The 556-nt window shown below is 53.8% G+C and carries 2 rRNA genes; both read right to left on the reverse strand.

Annotated elements, in window-relative coordinates:
• A 23S ribosomal RNA gene (locus IT084_RS17695) occupies positions 1–94 on the reverse strand; the annotation flags it as partial.
• A 344-nt stretch (positions 95–438) separates the two neighbouring features.
• Positions 439–556: ribosomal RNA gene (locus IT084_RS17700) — 16S ribosomal RNA — on the reverse strand; the annotation flags it as partial.

Consider the following 556-nt stretch of genomic DNA (forward strand, 5'->3'; position numbering starts at 1 on the left):
GCTTGCGGCTCACCGTAGCTTTTCGCAGCTTGCCACGTCCTTCTTCGGCCTCCTGGCGCCCAGGCATCCACCGTACGCCCTTTCTAGCTTGACCTTTTCTCGGCGTCTTGTGTGCTACCTGTGCTTTCTTCGCTGTGCAGTTTTCAAGGAACAGAGTTTGGGCGTCGGTCGTCTGTCTTCGGGCGCCGGTATCCGGGTATTTCTTTCAGGTCTTTTTTGACCCTTAAGCCATGACCCTTTATACTGACCACCGACGACTGGCGACTGACCACTGAGGGTGATCCCTCAAAACTAAACAGCGTGTCGAGATGGTTCGACCTGGAGTTTCGAGGTTCGATTCGTCGTTCGAGGTTCGATGTTTGCTGGAATTCGCCAGGGGCGAATTCCTTCTTCTTCGAACTTCGAATCTCGAATTTCGAACTTCGAGTAGCTCCTTAGAAAGGAGGTGATCCAGCCGCACCTTCCGATACGGCTACCTTGTTACGACTTCACCCCAATTACCGACCCCACCTTCGACGGCTGCCTCCCTTCTCGAAGTTCGAAGTTCGTTGGTCGA

This window comes from Desulfallas sp. Bu1-1 (assembly GCF_015594625.1).
In the GTDB taxonomy this organism is placed as follows: domain Bacteria; phylum Bacillota; class Desulfotomaculia; order Desulfotomaculales; family Desulfallaceae; genus JADNRQ01.